General features: G+C 70.2%; 1 protein-coding gene. It reads right to left on the bottom strand.

Annotation, left to right across the window (positions count from 1 at the left end):
• Window positions 1-37: 37 nt before the first annotated feature.
• Window positions 38-847 (bottom strand): outer membrane protein (locus E4V01_RS25415; protein WP_135300306.1); only part of this gene is annotated, 810 nt, incomplete at its 5' end.

Raw genomic sequence — 847 nt, 5'->3', positions numbered from 1 at the left:
CCGGCGGTCCGGTGAGGGACCGCCGGCGATCCGGATCCTAGTAGGAGCCGAACTTGTAGTTCAGGCCGGCGCGGACGACGGCGAACTCGGTGTCGCGGATCTGCTGGCCGCCGCTGACGAGCACGGTGCCCGGGCTGCCGATGGAGACCGTGCGGCCCTGGTTGTCCGTCGCGAAGGCGCCACGGCCACCGGTGCCGCGGTCGAGGTTCACGTACAGACCTTCGACCTTCAGCGTCACGGCCGAGGACTTGAAGAAGTTCAGGAACGAGTCGGTCGGGAGAGCGTACTCGATACCGCCACCCGCGGCCCAGCCGGTCTGGAAGTCGTTGCTCGACACACCGGTGCCGAACTCACGACCGCCGCCGGAGCCGTAGGCGAAGCCGCCGGTGCCGTACACGAGGGTGCGGTCGAAGGCGTAGCCGAGGCGACCGCGGACGGTGCCGAAGAAGTCGAGGCCCGAGAGGCCGGCCGGGTTGAACACCTGCTGGGCGGCCAGCGGGCTGGTCGAGAGGAAGCGGTTCCGGTCACGGCCGAAATCGGCGTACTGGGCGTCGGCCTCGACACCGATCACGACACCGGAGCCCGGGGTGAACTGGTAGTTGTAGCCGATCTGACCGCCGCCGACGAAGCCTTCGTTGGACTCGCGGTTGCTGAAGGCCACCACGGCGGTGGTGCCCGGGGGCACGAGCAGGGAGGCCGGGCCGACGCCGATCACGGTCGGGACGCGGTCGTCCTGGGTGCCGAAGCCGTAACCGGCGTTGAAACCGGCGTAGAAGCCCGTCCAGGTGAACACCGGCACCGGCTGGAACACCGGCGGCGGAGCCGCGCGGCGCGGGAGGTCGGCAGC

The organism is Methylorubrum sp. Q1 (assembly GCF_004683995.1).
GTDB lineage: Bacteria > Pseudomonadota > Alphaproteobacteria > Rhizobiales > Beijerinckiaceae > Methylobacterium.
Note: the sequence above shows the minus strand (reverse complement) of the source record. Positions and strands in the feature narration are given on the sequence as shown.